Below are 15,970 nucleotides of genomic sequence, written 5' to 3'. Positions count from 1 at the left end.
CGTAAGACAAGCCGGACCAGACACGGTTTTAGGTATCGAACGTCAAGCGACGGGTATGACTGCCCCCGAGACGCTCGACGTCACCATCGTCGACGGCTACGTCGACGAGCCCGCACACTTCGGGGTGCCGCCGTACATCTCGACGTATCCGCGGTACGCCGCCGGCGCGCTCGTCGACGCCGGCGTCCCCCGCGAGCAGATAACGTATCACACCATCGACGAACTCCGGGAGGACAACGCCGTCTGGCGTGACATCGAGGCCGCCGACCTCATGGTGTACGTCGGTGGCATGACTGTCCCCGGCAAGTACGTCGGCGGGACGCCGGCAGAACCCGACGAGGTGCGGGAACTCGCCTGGACGGCCGACGGGACGTCCATCATGGGCGGCCCGGTCCGCTTCGGCGTCGGCGAGGCCAACGAGGGCGCGAGCGAGACGGCCCGCGACGACCTCGATTTCGACTTCCTGGCGATGGCGGACGTCGAGGCCGCGGTGTTCGACCTCGTCGAGTCCGGCCTGGAGGGGTTCAACGACCGCTACCGGGACATCGAGGAGGAGACGCGGTGGGCCCGCGCCGGCGCGTTCGTCGTCGAACAGCACCCGAACCATCCCGACTACCTCATCTGCGAGATGGAGACCTCCCGGGGCTGTCCGTACCGGTGTTCCTTCTGCACGGAACCGATGTACGGCAACCCTGACTTCCGGCCACCAGAGAGTGTCGTCGACGAGGTCGACGCCCTCTCGGACCGCGGCGTGAAGCACTTCCGGCTGGGCCGGCAGGCCGACATCCTGGCCTACGGCGGCGACGGCGAAGCACCCAATCCGGATGCCCTGCAGCGGCTCTACGGCGGTATCCGTGAGGTCGCCCCGGACCTGGAGACGCTGCATCTCGACAACATGAACCCCATCACGGTCGTGAAGTGGCCCGAGAAGGCCCGCGAGGGGATTCGCATCATCGCCGAGCACAACACGCCCGGCGACACCGCCGCGTTCGGCCTCGAATCGGCCGACCCGAACGTGATGAGCGACAACAACCTCAACGTCACTGCCGACCAGTGTTTCGAGGCGGTCAAAATCGTCAACGAAGTCGCTGGCTGGCGGCCTGGGGGAGACGGCGACCCGCGCAGCGGGTCGGATACGCGAGCGGCATCGCCGCGAGCGCGGGACACTGCTCCCAACTTCGGCGACGACGCCGCCCGTCGGCTTCCCAAGCTACTGCCCGGTATCAATCTCGTTCATGGGCTGAAAGGCGAGACGCGAGAGACTTTCGAGCACAACAAGCGGTTCCTCCAGCGGGTGTACGACGAAGGGCTGATGCTCCGGCGAGTAAACATCCGGCAGGTGATGGCCTTCGAGGGGACCGACATGGCCGACACCGGCGCGGAGATCGCCAAGGACCACAAGCAACTGTTCAAGCAGTACAAACAGGAGGTCCGCGAGACCATCGACAACCCGATGCTCCAACGGGTCGCGCCGCCGGGGACGATACTGCCCGACGTGCATCTGGAGTACCATCAGGACGGCAAGACCTTCGGCCGCCAGCTGGGGACCTATCCGCTCCTCGTGGGCATCCCCGGCGAGCGCGAACTCGGCAGCGTCGTCGACATCGCAGTCACCGACCACGGCTATCGGTCGGTCACTGGCGTCCCGTATCCGCTGGACCTCAACAGCGCGTCGATGAACGAACTCACCGCGATTCCCGGTATCGGCCGGAGCACCGCCGGCGACGTGGTGGTAAACAGACCCTACGAGTCGGTCGGCGACATCGACGTTGCGTCCATCGAGCGGTTCGCGACCACCAAGTCGCAGGAAGGCGCTGACTAACGGCCGGTTCGGTTCCGTCAGCCTATCGAGCGGAAAGTACTTTTCACTCCGGAGATGACCAAGAGCGTATGACTGCGGTCGAGGTGAGCGTCGTTCTCCCTGCCTACAACGAGGCGGACACCATCGAGCAGACGGTATCGATAACGCTCGAGACGCTCGCCTCGTTTCTCCCCGAAGACGCGTACGAAGTCATCGTCGCGGAGGACGGCTGCTCGGACCGCACGCCCGAAATCGCGACGCGACTCGCGAACGAGGACAGCCGGGTCCGACACGTCCACAGCGACGAACGTCTGGGCCGCGGCGGCGCGTTAGCGTACGCCTTCGAGCGGGCCGACGGCGAGACGATGGTGTATTTCGATACGGACCTGGCGACGGATATGTCACATCTCGAAGAGCTCGTCAACGCCGTCCGCGTCGACGGCTACGACGTGGCGACGGGGTCACGTTGGATGCCCGAAAACCGAGCCGACCGGCCCGCGAAGCGCGGGATTCCGAGCTTCGGCTACAACACGCTCGTTCGGACGGTCCTCCGCTCGGACCTCAAGGACCACCAGTGCGGGTTCAAGGCTTTCGACCGGCAGGCACTGGAGACGCTGTTGCCCCTTGTCCAAGACGAGCACTGGTTCTGGGACACGGAACTGCTCGTGAAGGCCCAGCGCAACGGCTATCGAGTGAAGGAGTTCCCCGTCGACTGGACACCCAAGGGCGATTCGAAGGTCGATATCGTCCGGGACGTGTTCGGGATGGGCAGCCAGATACTCCGGACCTTCTGGGAGCTGTCGGTTAGTCCCCGGATTACCCGCGAGGTATCGCTCGGCGCGGGGACGATGCTGGTCGTCGTCGCACTTCTGTTGATGACGCAGTATCTCGACCCCGACCGCGTGCTCGCAGAGATGGCGGGCGCAGCGCCGGAAGTCGTCGCGCTGAGTGCCGTCGTCTACGCCGTCTCGTGGCCGCTTCGCGGTATCCGCTATCGGGACATCCTCGTCTCGATGGGGTACCGGGAGCGGTGGGGCTTTTTGACGGGCGCGGTATTCATCAGCCAGACCGGGAACCTCGTGTTTCCGGCGCGGGCCGGTGATGCGGTTCGGGCGTACGTCATCAAGGCCCGGCGTTCGATTCCGTACCCCTCCGGGTTCGCGTCGCTGGCCGTCGAGCGCGTGTTCGACCTGCTGACGATCACGCTGCTTGCCGGCGTCGTCATGATGGGGTTAGCCGTGACCGGGTCGGCCGAGCAGTTGCTGACCGCGCTGACTGGTGATACCGTCGGCGGCGACGCGGCCAGCAGCGGGCGAACTGCCGTGGCCGTGGCCAGCGGCGTCGGCCTCGCGGCGATCGGAGCGGTGGTGGCGATTGTCGCGAGCGCCCGCACCGACCGGAACTTCGTCCGGGCGGTCATCGGGCGGCTGAGCAGCGACTCCTACGCCGACTACGTCGCCGGCGTCATCGAAGGGTTCGTCGGCGACGTACAGACGGTGGCCGCCGACGGGTCGGCCTTCACCCGTGTCGGCATAGGAAGCCTCCTCATCTGGACGTTCGACGTGATAACGGCCCTGATCGTCTTCGCGGCCTTCGGCTACAGCCTGACGCCGTCGCTGGTGGCCGTTGGCTTCTTCGCGGTCAGCGTCGGGAACCTCGCAAAGGTCCTGCCGCTGACGCCCGGCGGCGTCGGCCTCTACGAGGGTGCGTTCACCGTCATCGTCGCGTCCCTGACGCCGGTCGGCGTCGCCGCGGCTATCGGCGTCGCTATCGTCGACCACGCGGTCAAGAACGTCGTCACCATCATCGGCGGCGTCGCGTCGATGGCCTGGCTCAACGTCTCACTGACGACGGCCGTCGAGGAGTCCCAGTCGACGGACGCTATCGAACCGGAAACGAACGACTGAGCGCAGTTCTGACGCGCCCCGCAATAGCACTCCGTCGCTACTGGGATTGCGCTGGTAATACTCGGGACAGTACAACAGCACTCTACTGAGACTGCGCTTCTAGAGTACCAATTGAAACGATTTCCACACTGATCGCACTGCCGTCGTTCGATCAGGTGTACATTGATTTTCAATGGCTACTATAGCTACCAGTCTCCAGAGCGGCGTATTTGTTTACTAATATTATAAATAAGGGCCTTTTTACTAACAATGTTAATTATAATAGTTAATATTATATAATACGGAAAACTACGCAGTTCTGCTATGTTTCAACGTAGCATACAATCGAGCGAACTGGGCAGGCAAACGCGACGCAGTTTCCTCAAGGCCTCGACCGGTGCTGTGGCATCGGTAGCAGCACTCGGTACGAGTGGCGCAGTACGGGGCGGCAAGTTCGGCGGTGATGACGGAGAGTACACAGCTCCAGCGGAGTTCCCACTCGTTTCGACGCGTGATCAGTTCACTGACGACGCTGAACTGAAGTCCGAGTATACAGAGACAGAGTACGAAACAGTGGGGGATTGGGAGTCGACCCGGGCCAGCGACGATGCGGAACTCGTCATCTTCGTCCACGGCTGGAGTCTCGGAGAGACGGATGCCAGAAACGCCGCCTACACCTGTCAGATCGGGCTTGAAGAGAACGAGTACGACCAGTTCACCGTGGGGTTCACCTGGGATGCCGATAAGGGCGACGGCATCGGCTGGAACGAGGGTGTCGCCATCGCCAAACAGAACGGTCCGAAGCTCGCACAGTGGGTTGCCGACCACAACGACAGCGGTGGGCTTCCAGTCCGGGTAATCGGACATTCGCTCGGCGCAAAGGTGGCTGTGGAAACGGTAGCGTCGCTTCACGAGCGTGGACACGAAGACGCAGTCGAGTCGGTGACGTTACTGGGTGGCGCTATCGGTGAATCCGTCGTTGAGGTCGACGAGGCATACGGCGAGTCCATCGAGTACGCCACCACGTCCTTCGACAACTTCCACAAGGACGACGACGCGGTGCTGGGGACTGCATTCAGTGCTGCCGAGTGGGCGGAAGCGGTCGGTGAAACGGGTGTGCAGAGTCCCGATGACGCCCCCGAGAACTACACCGAGCACGATGTAACAGAAACCGTTGCGGACCACAATTCATACTACGAGCCTGGTGAAGGGTGTATGCCCGGCGTCGTCGAGACGTTTCAGTAGGCAGTGACAGCGAGGGGGCGACTCTACCGATTGTATACGATTATAACCGGGTTGTGGGAAATCAGTCAAAAATACCCGGCAGCGATTATATGAATGGTCATGCGACTGATGCACAAACGTGGGTTTCGTGACGTGTATCGGTGGTCTCCATGACAATACCGGAATGTTTTAATGACTTTCGTTCGAATACAGTGTTACCGACTGCCTCCGGGTTCTGTGATGTCTCCCACCCGGTGAGCACCCGCCTTCGCAACCAATGAGTGAACACACACGGACGCGACAGCAGCACGAGGAACAGACGACTGAGTCGACGGAATCGGAGAGCACTGCGTGCCCGGAGTGCAGTGGCTCGCTCGTCATCGACGACGAACACGGCGAAACGGTCTGTGAGGACTGTGGCCTCGTCGTCGAGTCCGACGAAATCGACCGCGGCCCCGAGTGGCGCGCATTCGACTCCAGCGAGAAAGACGAGAAGTCCCGCGTCGGCGCACCGACGACGAACATGATGCACGACAAGGGCCTCTCGACGAACATCGACTGGCGCGACAAGGACGCCTACGGCAACTCCCTCTCTGGCAAACAGCGCCAGAAGATGCAGCGTCTCCGCAAGTGGAACGAGCGGTTCCGCACTCGCGACTCCAAGGAACGCAACCTCAAGCAGGCCCTCGGTGAAATCGACCGTATGGCCTCCGCGCTCGGACTGCCAGAAAACGTCCGCGAGACGGCCAGCGTCATCTACCGCCGCGCGCTGGACGAGGATCTGCTCCCCGGCCGCTCCATCGAAGGTGTCTCCACGGCTTCCGTCTACGCCGCCGCTCGGCAGGCTGGCGTCCCACGCTCGCTCGACGAGATTACGGAAGTCTCCCGCGTCGAAAAGAGCGAAATCGCCCGAACCTACCGCTATGTCGTCCGCGAACTCTCGCTTGAGGTTCGCCCCGCAGACCCCGAAAGCTACGTCCCGCGGTTTGCCTCCTCGCTGGAACTGTCCGACGAGGCCGAGCACCGCGCCCGCCAGCTCCTTCAGAACGCCAAGGAGCAGGGCGTCCACTCCGGCAAGTCCCCGGTCGGCCTCGCCGCCGCCGCAGTGTACGCGGCCGCCCTGCTGACCAACGAGAAGACCACCCAGGCCGCCGTGTCTGAGGTCGCCGATATCTCCGAGGTCACCATCCGCAACCGCTACCACGAACTGCTGGAAGCCGAGCAGGACCTGCCTGTTGCGTAACGTTTGGGCGCGCGCTGCGTTGCTGTGAGGAACGGTTCTTCTGTTGTCAGTGGTCGTACAGAGAGAGTGTATTGCCATCTAACGAAGTCCGAACAACCAGAAAGCCCCACCCAACCCAGATTGACCAACCGGCTACGGGTAGGACTGAAAGGGGCGTCGTCGGCGCTGTGCGCCGACTGCTCGGGAGACCTTCGGTCTCCCGGTGGCTGGCTGAACGACGGTGGACGAAGCAAGCACTGGAACGAACGCAGTGAGTGAAGGGCGCAGCGAGGCCCCCGAGTTCAGCCAGCCGGGGCTTTCTGGTTCTCTACAGTTGTCACTGCGGGACGAGACACGACAGCCACAGAGCGACACACAAAAACGAATCACCCGACCGATAACCGCAAGACTAGAGTCGTCTCATCTGCTGGGACCGGTATGGAGACGACACACCGGGTTCGAACCGGTGACGCCCGAACGCTCGACTGTCCCGACGACAGCGTCGAACTGGTGGTCACGTCGCCGCCGTACCCGATGATCGAGATGTGGGACGACATCTTCGCGGACCTGGACCCCGACATCGGGGCGGCGCTGGACCACGGCGACGGTGACCGAGCGTTCACACTGATGCACGACGTGCTCGATGCGGTCTGGGCAGAGCTGAAACGCGTGCTGGTTCCCGGCGGCATCGCCTGCATCAACGTCGGGGACGCGACGCGGTCCCTGGAAGACGGCTTCCGCTCCTACCCCAACCACGCCGAAATAACCGACCGGCTGACGGACCACGGGCTGCGCGCGCTGCCCGATATCCTGTGGCGCAAACCGACCAACAGCGGCGCGAAGTTCATGGGTTCGGGGATGGTGCCGCCGAACGCCTATCCGACCCTGGAACACGAGCACATCCTCGTGTTCCGCAACGGGGAGCGCCGCCGCCTCGAACCGGGCGCGGACCGTCGCTACGAGAGCGCCTACTTCTGGGAGGAGCGCAACGAGTGGTTCTCCGACCTCTGGGAACTCCCCGGCGAGACACAGGGCATCGACGACGGGCTCCGGGACCGTTCGGGTGCCTTCCCGCTGACGGTGCCCTATCGGCTCATCTCGATGTTCTCGGTGTACGGCGACACCGTACTCGACCCGTTTCTTGGAACCGGGACGACGACGCTGGCGGCGATGGTCGCCGGCCGGAACTCGGTCGGAGTGGACCGCGACCCGGACCTGCTGTCGGCGCTCGAAGACCGAGTCGCGGCCGCCCCGGAACGCTCTCGGACCATCGCTCAGGAGCGCCTCGCCGACCACCGCTCGTGGGTGGAACAACGGCGTGCCGACGGGAAAGAGCCGGGCTACGAGGCCGAACAGTACGACTTCGCCGTCAACACGAAACAGGAGCAACGGATTCAGTTCTACGCGGTCGACTCCGTCACGGCGACCGATGACGGCTTCCGGGCCGTCCACGAGCCGGTCGAGTAAGCGCGGGTTTTTGTGCGGCTCCGACGAAGCCGACGTATGGACTTCGAGTCGTTCACCCTACTCGCCGCCACCGACGACCTCGGGGTGGAGCCGGCCGCCCGCGCCGATGCCGACGGGCTGGAACTGCGGATGGACTTCGCCGACGAGCCGCTGGCACAATTGGACGCCTACGACGGCGACCTGCCGATACTCGTCACCAACCGGGCGACGTGGGAGGGCGGCGAGGCAGCCGATACCGCGGGCCGCCTCGACGCGCTCGAAACCGCGCTCGAACACGACGCCGTGACGGCCGTCGACCTCGAACTCGCGGCGCTTGAGGGGGCCGGCGACCACGACGCCGGCCGGGTCGCCGACGTGGCCCGCGACCGCGGCGCGTCCGTGGTCGTCTCGACGCACAACTTCGAGTCGACGCCCGACCGCGACGCCATCGTGAGTCGACTCGAACGAGCCTGTGCTCGCGGTGACGTGGGGAAGATGGCGAGTACGGCCCAGTCGCCGGACGACGTACTGTCGATGCTCGGGGCGACCCGCGAGATGGCCGCCGGAGGCGAGCAAGTCGCCACGATGTGCATGGGTAGGGCCGGTCGCCACTCCAGAGCCGTCGCCCCGCTGTACGGCTCCCGCATCGGCTATGCACCGGTCGACCCCGCTGACGCGACCGCGCCGGGGCAGTACGACCTCGCGACGCTCCGGACGCTGGTCGGACAGCTACAGAGCGACGCCTGAACCGGTGGCCGCCGGTCACGGGGTTTTCCTCCGGACGGTGATCCTTCGGAAGATATAGGGGTATGCGAGACGGATTCGCGGAGTATGACTGACACAGGACGCAAGCGGCCGTTACTGGCCGTGGTGCTTGCGTTCATCTTCCCTGGGTTGGGACACTTCTACCTCCGCAAGTGGGGACGGGGATTGCTGTGGCTCGGGGGATTGTTCATGCTGTCGGTAGTGTTTGTCGTGACTGGCGCTATCGACCCCGTCACCCAGCTGAGCCTGGAGGCTATCTCGTCGTCGTATCAGTCCAGACCCACCGAGGTGACAATCGGTTCGGTCGTGATCACGACGCTCAACGTCGTCGACGCCTACTGGGTCGCGGTCAACGAGAACCAGACACAGGAGGTCGAAGCCGGTATGACGTGTCCGAACTGCGGCAAGGAACTCGACGAGGACATCGACTTCTGTCACTGGTGTACGACGCAACTGGAACCGGTCGAGGCGGACCAGCAGTAACCTCCGACTTGCGGTCAGTTCCGGGCCGAAGCCGGCTTACTTCTCGATGATACTTTCTTCGATCCGCTCGCCGAAGTGCGTCGCCGTGTCCTCGTGGTAGATGAGGATTTCGTCACCGGGTTCGAGGTTCGTGACGGCGGTTCGCCCGTCCCGAGTGTGGACTTTGATGGTCTCGGCGTTCTGGAGCAGCGTCTCGATGCGGTCGCCGTCCTCGGTTTCGGCCTGCACGCGGAACATCGGACGCTTCTCGATCTTCGCGCGGCCGACGATGGCCTCACGAGTGTGCCCGTCTGCGTCGACGATCTGGACCTCGTCGCCGGACTGGAGTTCCGAGAGGTACTTCGTGCCGCCGTCGGGGGTCCGGACGTAGGCGTGGACCGCGCCGGCGTTGACCCGGAACGGTCTGCTGGCGACGTAGGGGGATTCAGCCGTCTCGGCGTGGACGAAAAAGAGGCCGCGAGCCATCGAGCCGACGAGCATCCCCTCGTCGTGTTCCATCAGGCTGCCCGTGTCGATGCAGACGCGGTCGGCCGAGCCGGTCTGCTCGATGGCGGTGACCTCGGCGTACTCCAGGTCGAGCGATTCCCGCCCCATCTCGTCGCGGACCTCGACCGTCTTGCGGATTTCGTCGAGGTCGTCGGTGTCCAGCAGGACGCCGTCAGCGCCGATTTCCAGCGTCTCGTAGGCCGTTCGTGCGTCCTCAGCGGTCCGGACACCGGCGATGAGGTCCGTCTCCTCGCCGACGCGGGCGATGAGGTTTTCGAGCGGAATGATCTGCCAGTTCTCGCCGATGACGATGGTGAAGTCGGCTTCGGCGGCGACCGCTTCGGCGAACGCCTCGTAGTCCTCGTCGAAGATACGGACGTAGCCGCCGTCGGGGGCGGCCCCGTTCTGCCGGAGCGTCGAGAGGTCCGCGGAGCCGGAGAAATCGGACGGGAGGTCGACCGTGCCGTCGCCCTCACCGTCTTTGCCGACGATGGTCGCATCAGCCTCTGAGTCCTCCGCCTCGGCCTCCATGACGTGGACGTCGCCGTTGGTGAACGCGGCGATGTTTATTTCTCCGAGTTCCGAGACGCGGTCGACGTCTTCCTCGTCGACCAGTACCCAGTCGACGCCGGCCTCGATACCGGCGGTTATCCGGCGTTTCCGTGTCTCCCAATCGCCGACCTCGCTGTCGGCTTTGAGCCAGACGCTTCGAGTCATACGCCCACGTCCGCAACGGCGGGGCTTGAACGTGGCGGAACCCGGGTCGGTCTGTCGGATGCCAGACAAGCAAGGGAGAAACGTGGTCTGGCTCCGGTGAGGGAGAGACCCATTCTGTTCTGTGGTTCGAGACTGCGTAATACGGTTATTGGTCCGTATCTGTGTCCACTTGTCCTGATTTGGCCGCTAGGCCTCGACGGCCAGTCCGGCCTCGCGAAGCGCTTCCTCGGTGGTGGCGTCGTCGTGGACGACGGCGGAGACGGCACGGGCAATCTTCTCCGGTTCGTCGTGCTGGAAAATAGAGCGGCCCATCGAAACGCCGGACGCCCCGGCGTCCATCGTTCCCCGGACCATGCGAACGGTGTCTTCGTCAGTGCCCTTCGAGCCGCCGGCGATGACCACCGGTAGCGACGTGGACTCGACGACGTGCTGGAAGGTCTCGGCGGAGCCGGTGTAGCCGGTCTTGACGATATCCGCACCCAGTTCCTCGGCTAGCCGGACAGCGTGGCCGACGGACTGGTTGTAGTCCTCGTTCTCGGAGTCGATGTCGGGGCCGCGGGCGTAGGCCATCGCCAGCACCGGCAGGCCGTACTGGCTGGCCTCGGTCGTCAGCTCGGAGAGCTCCTCGATCTGTTCGGGTTCGTACTGGCTGCCGACGTTGATGTGGAACGAGACGGCGTCGGCCCCGGCGCGGATGGCGTCTTCGACCGTGCCGGTCACCCGCTTGTCCTGCTCGTCAGGACCGATGGTAGTAGAGCCGTTGAGATGCGTGATATAGCCCGCGTCGTTCTTGTTCGGATGGACGCGCCCGGCGATGCCCCGCTGGGTGAGGACGGCGTCCGCGCCGCCGCTGGTGACCGCGTCGATAGTCGATTCGATGTCTTTGAGGCCCTTTACGGCCCCCATTGTGATGCCGTGGTCCATCGGGACGATTACGTATGTGTCGTCTGTCCCGATGCGTTCGAGTCGTGCGCGTTTTCCTGCAGTCATGTTATGAGACAGTGTGGCAAGTACGATTATGTGCGTTCCGGTTGCGGTCGTTCTGCCGCGCCCCGGAGCGCACCGTCTTTGAGTTCACGAGCCTTCGCTTCGAGTCGGTCGGCTACCTCGTCGACGGGATCGCCGTTCTCGTGGCCCTCGGCCACGATATCGACCAGTGCGGAGCCGACGATAACCCCGTCAGCACCGGCAGAAACGATTCGTTCAGCGTGGTCGCCCGTCTTGATGCCGAACCCGACGGCCTTGGGCACGTCCCAGTCGGAAAGCCGGGCCAGCGACTCCTCGGTCGCGTCGTCCACGTCCTCGCGTGCGCCGGTGACGCCCAGGCGCGCCTGGACGTAGACGTAGCCCGACACCTGTTCGAGCATCCGCTCCAGTCGGTCGCCCTTCGTCGTCGGCGCGACGATGAACACCAGATCGAGGCCGAACTCGTCACAGGCCGTCCGGAGCGGGCCGGCCTCCTCAGCGGGGAGGTCCGGGACGACGAGGCCCTCGATGCCGACCGCGGCGGCCTTCTCGACGAAGGGGCGGGGGCCTTCGCTCGCGGTTTCACCGCTCGCGTTTTCCGAGTCGCTTCGCGACTCGCTATCCCCGTACTGGTAAATCAGATTGTAGTAGGTCATACACACCAGCGGCACGTCCACGTCGAGCTCCTCGACGAACTCGAAGAAGCGGTCGGGCGTCATCCCGGCTTCCAGCGAGCGGACGATAGCGTTCTGGATGGTCTTGCCCTCCGCGATGGGTTCAGAAAACGGCAGACCGAGTTCGATGACGTCGGCCCCGCCGCGGGCCAGCGCCTCGACGTACTCAATCGATGCCTCGTAGTTCGGGTCGCCGGCCGCGAGGTACGGGACGAAGGCTGGCTCGTCAGCGAAGGCTCGTTCGAGGCCCATCAGAGGCCACCCCCGCCGACGCTGTCTCGCGGCTCATCGCCGCTCGACTGTGACGTGGGGCTTCGCCCCACGCTATCGAAGATAGACATGTCCGGCGCGATATCGAGGTCGCGCTTGCTGGTCTCCTCGATGACCGTTTCGAGGTCCTTGTCGCCGCGGCCGGAGACGTTGACGACGACGGTGTCGCCGACCTCGTCGTGGTGTTCTTCCAGATACCCGAAGGCGTGGGCCGTCTCTAGAGCCGGGATGATACCCTCGTCCTGGGAGAGTCGGTGGAACGCTTCCAGCGCGATGTCATCGTCGACGTTGACCGGGATGACGCGGTCCTCGTCGACGAGGTGGGCGAGTTCCGGACCGACGCCGGCGTAGTCAAGCCCCGCGGACACGGAGTGCGATTCCATGATCTGGCCGTCCGAGTCCTGCAGGAGCTTCGTTCGCGCGCCGTGAAGCACGCCCTCGTCGCCGGTCGAGAGCGTGGCGGAGTTGGGCGCGACGCCCTCTTCCTCGTCGACCTGCAGCGAAGAGCCGCCGGCCTCGACGGCGTAGAGGTCGACGTCGGTATCGTCGACGAAGTGCGCGAAGGTGCCCATAGTGTTCGAGCCACCGCCGGCACACGCGAGGACTGAATCTGGTAGCCCACCGGTTTTCTCGATGGCCTGCTCACGGGCCTCCTCGGAAATGACCGCCTGAAAGTCACGCACCATCTTCGGGAACGGGTGCGGGCCGACGATACTCCCGATGACGTAGTGGGTGTTCTCGACGGTGGTCGCCCAGTCCCGCATCGTCTCGGAGATGGCTTCCTTCAGCGTCCCGCGGCCGACTGTGACGGGATTGACCTCGGACCCGTTGATGCGCATCCGGAACACGTTGGGGCGCTGGCGCGCGATGTCGGTCTCGCCCATGTAGATCTCACAGGGCATGTCGAGGTGGGCCGCCGCCATCGCCGTCGCCGTGCCGTGCTGGCCGGCCCCGGTCTCGGCGATGATGCGCTCCTTGCCCATGTACTTCGCCAGCAGAACCTGGCCAAGCGCGTTGTTGAGTTTGTGCGCGCCGCCATGCAGCAAGTCCTCGCGCTTGAGGTACACGTCCGTGTCGTATCGGGCCGAGAGCTGGTCCGCGTACTGCAGTGGCGTCGGTCGGCCGCCGAAGTCGGCCAGCCGCTCCCGAAACTCGTCCATGAAGCCGTCCTCGTTTTCGAGCACGTACCGCTGGTAGGCGTCGGTCAGCTCCTCGATAGCTGGCATCAGTGCCTCGGGCACGTACTGTCCACCGTACTCGCCGAACTTGGGGTCGTGTGCGTCGTCAGTACTCATGTGTCTGTAGTCGTCTCAATCGCGTCAGTGTCCGCATCTGTTAGTCGCCGCGTGTTCGCTTCCACGTCCGTCGTCTCGCCGTGGTCCATGATAGCCGAACCAATCAGCAGCGCGTCCGCACCGGCGTCGCGCATCCGCAAGACGTCGTCTGCTGTCTGTATGCCGCTTTCAGCAATGAGTGTGACGCCCTCTGGCACGTCGGGCGCGACGGCTTCGAACGTTCCGAGGTCGACCGCTAGCTCGCCGAGGTCGCGGTTGTTGACGCCGATGATATCCGCGCCCGCGTCGAGTGCTTTCTCGACCTCTGCCGCCGTGTGGGTCTCAACGAGGACCTGGAAACCGCGCTCGCGCGCGGCCGTGAGGAGGTCCGCGAGGTCGTCGGTGCCCTCGGCTTCGAGAAAGCGGACGATGAGCAGGACAACGTCGGCTTCCACGACGTCCAGCTGGCTCTCGTAGAGGACGAAGTCTTTCCGCAGGACGGGCACGTCGACGGCGTCGCGGACCCGTTCGAGCGTCGCCGCCGACCCGCCGAAATGCTCCGGCTCCGTCAGCACAGACAGCGCCGTCGCGCCGCCCGCGACCATCTGTTGTGCGAGGTCGACCGGGTCGTCAGTGCGCTCGCCCTCGGCGGTCGGGCTGGTGGGCTTGATTTCGGCGATGACCGGCGTCCGCCCGTCGTTTTCGGCCGCTTCGAAGGCATCGGCCAGCGACCGGGGTGTCACCGATACCCGGTCTCCGCCGCCACCGCGCTCCCGCGCCGCGTCGAGAATCGACTGGACCGCTGGTGCTATCTCCTCACTGTCGTCCATTACTGAACACTAACGTACAGAAGTGTACATAAGAGTTGCCCTATTATCTCAGGGGACGCAGAACGGGATAGTTCCTCGCGTTGTCAAACAAGCCACAGTTCTATACACCTACACGTTAAATGTTCACACATGTCGTTCCAGACATCCATCCGGCCGGCCGAACCAATGGACATCGCGGATATCCGCCGGGTCGCCAGAACCACATGGCATACCGTGTACGACGACATCCTCGGAGCAGAGACAGTGGAAGAGCACCTCAAAGAGGGGTATGCACCGCCGCTACTGGAGCAGATGATCGAACTCGAAGAGGTCGGCCTGTTCGTCTCGACGGCCGACGACGACGTGGTGGCGTACATGAGCTGTGGGATGACGGACGCGACCGGCTTCGGCGACCTCGACCTGTACGTCCACCCGGACTACTGGGGGGAAGGTATCGGGACGGAGCTGCTGCATCGCGGCGAACAGCACTTGCACGAGCTTTCCGTGCGGAAAATCCGCGACGAGGTGCTGGCCGAGAACGAGGTCGGGAACGCGTTCTACCGGAGCCACTTCGAGAAGGTCGGCGAGCGGACGACCGAGGTCGGCGGACAGGAACACCCAGTCAACGTGTACGAGCGGCGGTTGTGAACGCCGGCTCGCATTCGCAGCCCGCAGTACGTGTGTGACTCACACGCTCTCGTAGCTCGTGTAACAGCGTTTAAGCCGCTGAAACCGCTTCATCGGTGCAATGAGCTACAAGATCGGACTCGTCGGCAAGCCCTCTGTCGGCAAGTCCACGTTTTTCAATGCGGCGACGATGAACGACGTGCCCGAGGGCGCGTACCCGTTCACGACAATCGACCCTTCGATGGGCGAGGCGTACGTCCGCGTCGACTGTGCCGCCCCGGAGTTCGACCACACCTGCACGCCCAACCACGGCTACTGCACGGAGGGTGTCCGGTTCGTCCCGACGAAACTCGTCGACGTGGCCGGCCTCGTCCCCGGCGCACACGAGGGGAAGGGGCTGGGGAACCAGTTCCTCACGGACCTCAACGAGGCCGACGTGCTCGTCCACGTCGTCGACTTCACCGGCGAAACGGACCTGGAAGGAGAACCCACCGAGAACCACGACCCGCGCGAGGACATCGACTTCCTCGAAGACGAACTGGATATGTGGTATCTCGACATTCTGGAGAAAGGCATCGAGCGCTACCGCTCGGGCTACCACGGCGAGGACAAGGCCATCGAAGACGACCTCGCCGAGCAGATGTCGGCGTTCAAGATCAACGCCGACGAGATTAAACAGGTCGTACTCGCACTGGACCTGGAACTCGACCCCGACACCTGGGACGACGAGGACAGAGAGGCACTCGCTCGGGAGATCCGCATCCGGACCAAGCCGATGCTCATCGCGGCGAACAAGATGGATACTCCGGAGGCCCAGGAAAACTGGGAGCCAATCACCGAGGACCCGGAGTACAAGCACCTCACGTTCGTCCCCGTCTCGGCCCACGCGGAGAAGGCACTGAAAAACGGCAACGAGCAGGGCGTGCTCGACTACCGACCGGGCGACGAGGAGTTCACCGTGACGGCGGACCTGCCAGAGGAGAAGGCCGCAGGGCTGGAACAGATCCGGGACTTCGTTACGGAGTTCGGTGGCACGGGCGTCCAGCAGGCGCTGGAAACCGCATTGTTCGAGGAACTGGGCGCAATCGCGGTGTTCCCCGGCGCTCGCAAGCCCCAGGAGGACGGCACCTTCCTGCAGGACTGTTTCGTCCTCCCCGACGGGTCGACCGCCGAGGACTTCGCGTACTTCCTGCACACCGACATCGGTGAAGGATTCCTCCACGCGCACGACGTGCGTACCGAACGACAGATCGGTGCTGACACCGAACTCGACCACCGCGACGTGGTCGAAATTACGACAACGAACTGAGCGGGTCGCTA

Annotated in this window: 14 protein-coding genes; 9 read left to right on the top strand and 5 right to left on the bottom strand. The window is 64.1% G+C overall.

The window, feature by feature from the left end; translation table 11 throughout:
* Window positions 1–55: 55 nt before the first annotated feature.
* The 7 genes from C442_RS16305 (at window position 56) to C442_RS16275 (ending at window position 8,827) form a co-directional block, all read left to right on the top strand.
* Entirely contained in the window at window positions 56–1,822 is a 1,767-nt protein-coding gene (locus tag C442_RS16305) for a radical SAM protein (protein ID WP_008312383.1), read from the top strand.
* A 68-nt stretch (window positions 1,823–1,890) separates the two neighbouring features.
* Window positions 1,891–3,708 (top strand): flippase-like domain-containing protein, encoded by a 1,818-nt coding sequence (locus C442_RS16300; protein ID WP_008312382.1) that lies wholly within the window; start codon window positions 1,891–1,893, stop codon window positions 3,706–3,708.
* A gap of 381 nt (window positions 3,709–4,089) precedes the next feature.
* Complete coding sequence (locus C442_RS16295) at window positions 4,090–4,932, top strand: DUF726 domain-containing protein (protein ID WP_008312379.1); 843 nt, start codon at window positions 4,090–4,092, stop codon at window positions 4,930–4,932.
* Between the two features lie 256 nt (window positions 4,933–5,188).
* On the top strand, window positions 5,189–6,154 hold the full coding sequence (locus C442_RS16290; protein ID WP_004517203.1) for a transcription initiation factor IIB: 966 nt from the start codon (window positions 5,189–5,191) through the stop codon (window positions 6,152–6,154).
* 417 nt (window positions 6,155–6,571) lie between these two features.
* The gene (locus C442_RS16285; RefSeq protein ID WP_008312375.1) at window positions 6,572–7,600 is read left to right on the top strand and encodes a DNA-methyltransferase; all 1,029 of its coding nucleotides are present in this window, start codon (window positions 6,572–6,574) and stop codon (window positions 7,598–7,600) included.
* Window positions 7,601–7,636: 36 nt separating this feature from the next.
* Window positions 7,637–8,326, top strand: a complete 690-nt coding sequence (locus C442_RS16280) for a type I 3-dehydroquinate dehydratase (protein WP_008312373.1) — start codon at window positions 7,637–7,639, stop codon at window positions 8,324–8,326.
* A gap of 84 nt (window positions 8,327–8,410) precedes the next feature.
* Window positions 8,411–8,827, top strand: a complete 417-nt coding sequence (locus tag C442_RS16275; protein ID WP_049943062.1) for a zinc ribbon domain-containing protein — start codon at window positions 8,411–8,413, stop codon at window positions 8,825–8,827.
* Between the two features lie 36 nt (window positions 8,828–8,863).
* Here the strand turns inward: C442_RS16275 and C442_RS16270 are convergent, their stop codons facing one another.
* The 5 genes from C442_RS16270 to trpC all read right to left on the bottom strand — a co-directional run bounded on the left by C442_RS16270 (window position 8,864) and on the right by trpC (window position 14,044).
* The gene (locus C442_RS16270; RefSeq protein WP_008312369.1) at window positions 8,864–10,030 is read right to left on the bottom strand and encodes a 3-dehydroquinate synthase II; all 1,167 of its coding nucleotides are present in this window, start codon (window positions 10,028–10,030) and stop codon (window positions 8,864–8,866) included.
* Window positions 10,031–10,216: 186 nt separating this feature from the next.
* The gene (locus tag C442_RS16265; RefSeq protein ID WP_008312367.1) at window positions 10,217–11,020 is read right to left on the bottom strand and encodes a 2-amino-3,7-dideoxy-D-threo-hept-6-ulosonate synthase; all 804 of its coding nucleotides are present in this window, start codon (window positions 11,018–11,020) and stop codon (window positions 10,217–10,219) included.
* Between the two features lie 26 nt (window positions 11,021–11,046).
* Window positions 11,047–11,922 (bottom strand): tryptophan synthase subunit alpha, encoded by an 876-nt coding sequence (gene trpA, locus C442_RS16260; RefSeq protein WP_008312365.1) that lies wholly within the window; start codon window positions 11,920–11,922, stop codon window positions 11,047–11,049.
* Window positions 11,922–13,235 carry a tryptophan synthase subunit beta gene (gene trpB / locus C442_RS16255; protein ID WP_008312362.1) on the bottom strand — a complete coding sequence of 438 codons (1,314 nt, stop codon included), beginning with the start codon at window positions 13,233–13,235 and terminating at the stop codon, window positions 11,922–11,924. The genes trpA and trpB overlap by 1 nt, the downstream gene beginning before the upstream one ends.
* Window positions 13,232–14,044, bottom strand: a complete 813-nt coding sequence (trpC, locus tag C442_RS16250) for an indole-3-glycerol phosphate synthase (RefSeq protein WP_008312360.1) — start codon at window positions 14,042–14,044, stop codon at window positions 13,232–13,234. Before trpC ends, trpB begins: the two co-directional genes overlap by 4 nt.
* Before the next feature lie 129 nt (window positions 14,045–14,173).
* Between trpC and C442_RS16245 the strand changes: the two genes are divergently transcribed.
* Both C442_RS16245 and C442_RS16240 read left to right on the top strand, forming a co-directional pair.
* The gene (locus C442_RS16245; RefSeq protein WP_008312358.1) at window positions 14,174–14,671 is read left to right on the top strand and encodes a GNAT family N-acetyltransferase; all 498 of its coding nucleotides are present in this window, start codon (window positions 14,174–14,176) and stop codon (window positions 14,669–14,671) included.
* A gap of 100 nt (window positions 14,672–14,771) precedes the next feature.
* On the top strand, window positions 14,772–15,959 hold the full coding sequence (locus C442_RS16240; RefSeq protein ID WP_008312356.1) for a redox-regulated ATPase YchF: 1,188 nt from the start codon (window positions 14,772–14,774) through the stop codon (window positions 15,957–15,959).
* The last annotated feature ends 11 nt before the right edge of the window (window positions 15,960–15,970 follow it).

The organism is Haloarcula amylolytica JCM 13557, from assembly GCF_000336615.1.
GTDB lineage: Archaea > Halobacteriota > Halobacteria > Halobacteriales > Haloarculaceae > Haloarcula > Haloarcula amylolytica.
The sequence above is the reverse complement of the archived record's forward strand: the minus strand, read 5'-3'. Positions and strand labels throughout refer to the sequence as shown.

Bases quoted from the DNA above. Each gene is read 5' to 3' on its own strand.
- C442_RS16305 (WP_008312383.1), top strand. From the start codon at position 56: ATGACTGCCCCCGAGACGCTCGACGTCACCATCGTCGACGGCTACGTC.
- C442_RS16300 (WP_008312382.1), top strand. From the start codon at position 1,891: ATGACTGCGGTCGAGGTGAGCGTCGTTCTCCCTGCCTACAACGAGGCG.
- C442_RS16290 (WP_004517203.1), top strand. From the start codon at position 5,189: ATGAGTGAACACACACGGACGCGACAGCAGCACGAGGAACAGACGACT.
- C442_RS16285 (WP_008312375.1), top strand. From the start codon at position 6,572: ATGGAGACGACACACCGGGTTCGAACCGGTGACGCCCGAACGCTCGAC.
- C442_RS16280 (WP_008312373.1), top strand. From the start codon at position 7,637: ATGGACTTCGAGTCGTTCACCCTACTCGCCGCCACCGACGACCTCGGG.
- C442_RS16275 (WP_049943062.1), top strand. From the start codon at position 8,411: ATGACTGACACAGGACGCAAGCGGCCGTTACTGGCCGTGGTGCTTGCG.
- C442_RS16270 (WP_008312369.1), bottom strand. From the start codon at position 10,030: ATGACTCGAAGCGTCTGGCTCAAAGCCGACAGCGAGGTCGGCGATTGG.
- C442_RS16265 (WP_008312367.1), bottom strand. From the start codon at position 11,020: ATGACTGCAGGAAAACGCGCACGACTCGAACGCATCGGGACAGACGAC.
- trpA (WP_008312365.1), bottom strand. From the start codon at position 11,922: ATGGGCCTCGAACGAGCCTTCGCTGACGAGCCAGCCTTCGTCCCGTAC.
- trpB (WP_008312362.1), bottom strand. From the start codon at position 13,235: ATGAGTACTGACGACGCACACGACCCCAAGTTCGGCGAGTACGGTGGA.
- trpC (WP_008312360.1), bottom strand. From the start codon at position 14,044: ATGGACGACAGTGAGGAGATAGCACCAGCGGTCCAGTCGATTCTCGAC.
- C442_RS16245 (WP_008312358.1), top strand. From the start codon at position 14,174: ATGTCGTTCCAGACATCCATCCGGCCGGCCGAACCAATGGACATCGCG.
- C442_RS16240 (WP_008312356.1), top strand. From the start codon at position 14,772: ATGAGCTACAAGATCGGACTCGTCGGCAAGCCCTCTGTCGGCAAGTCC.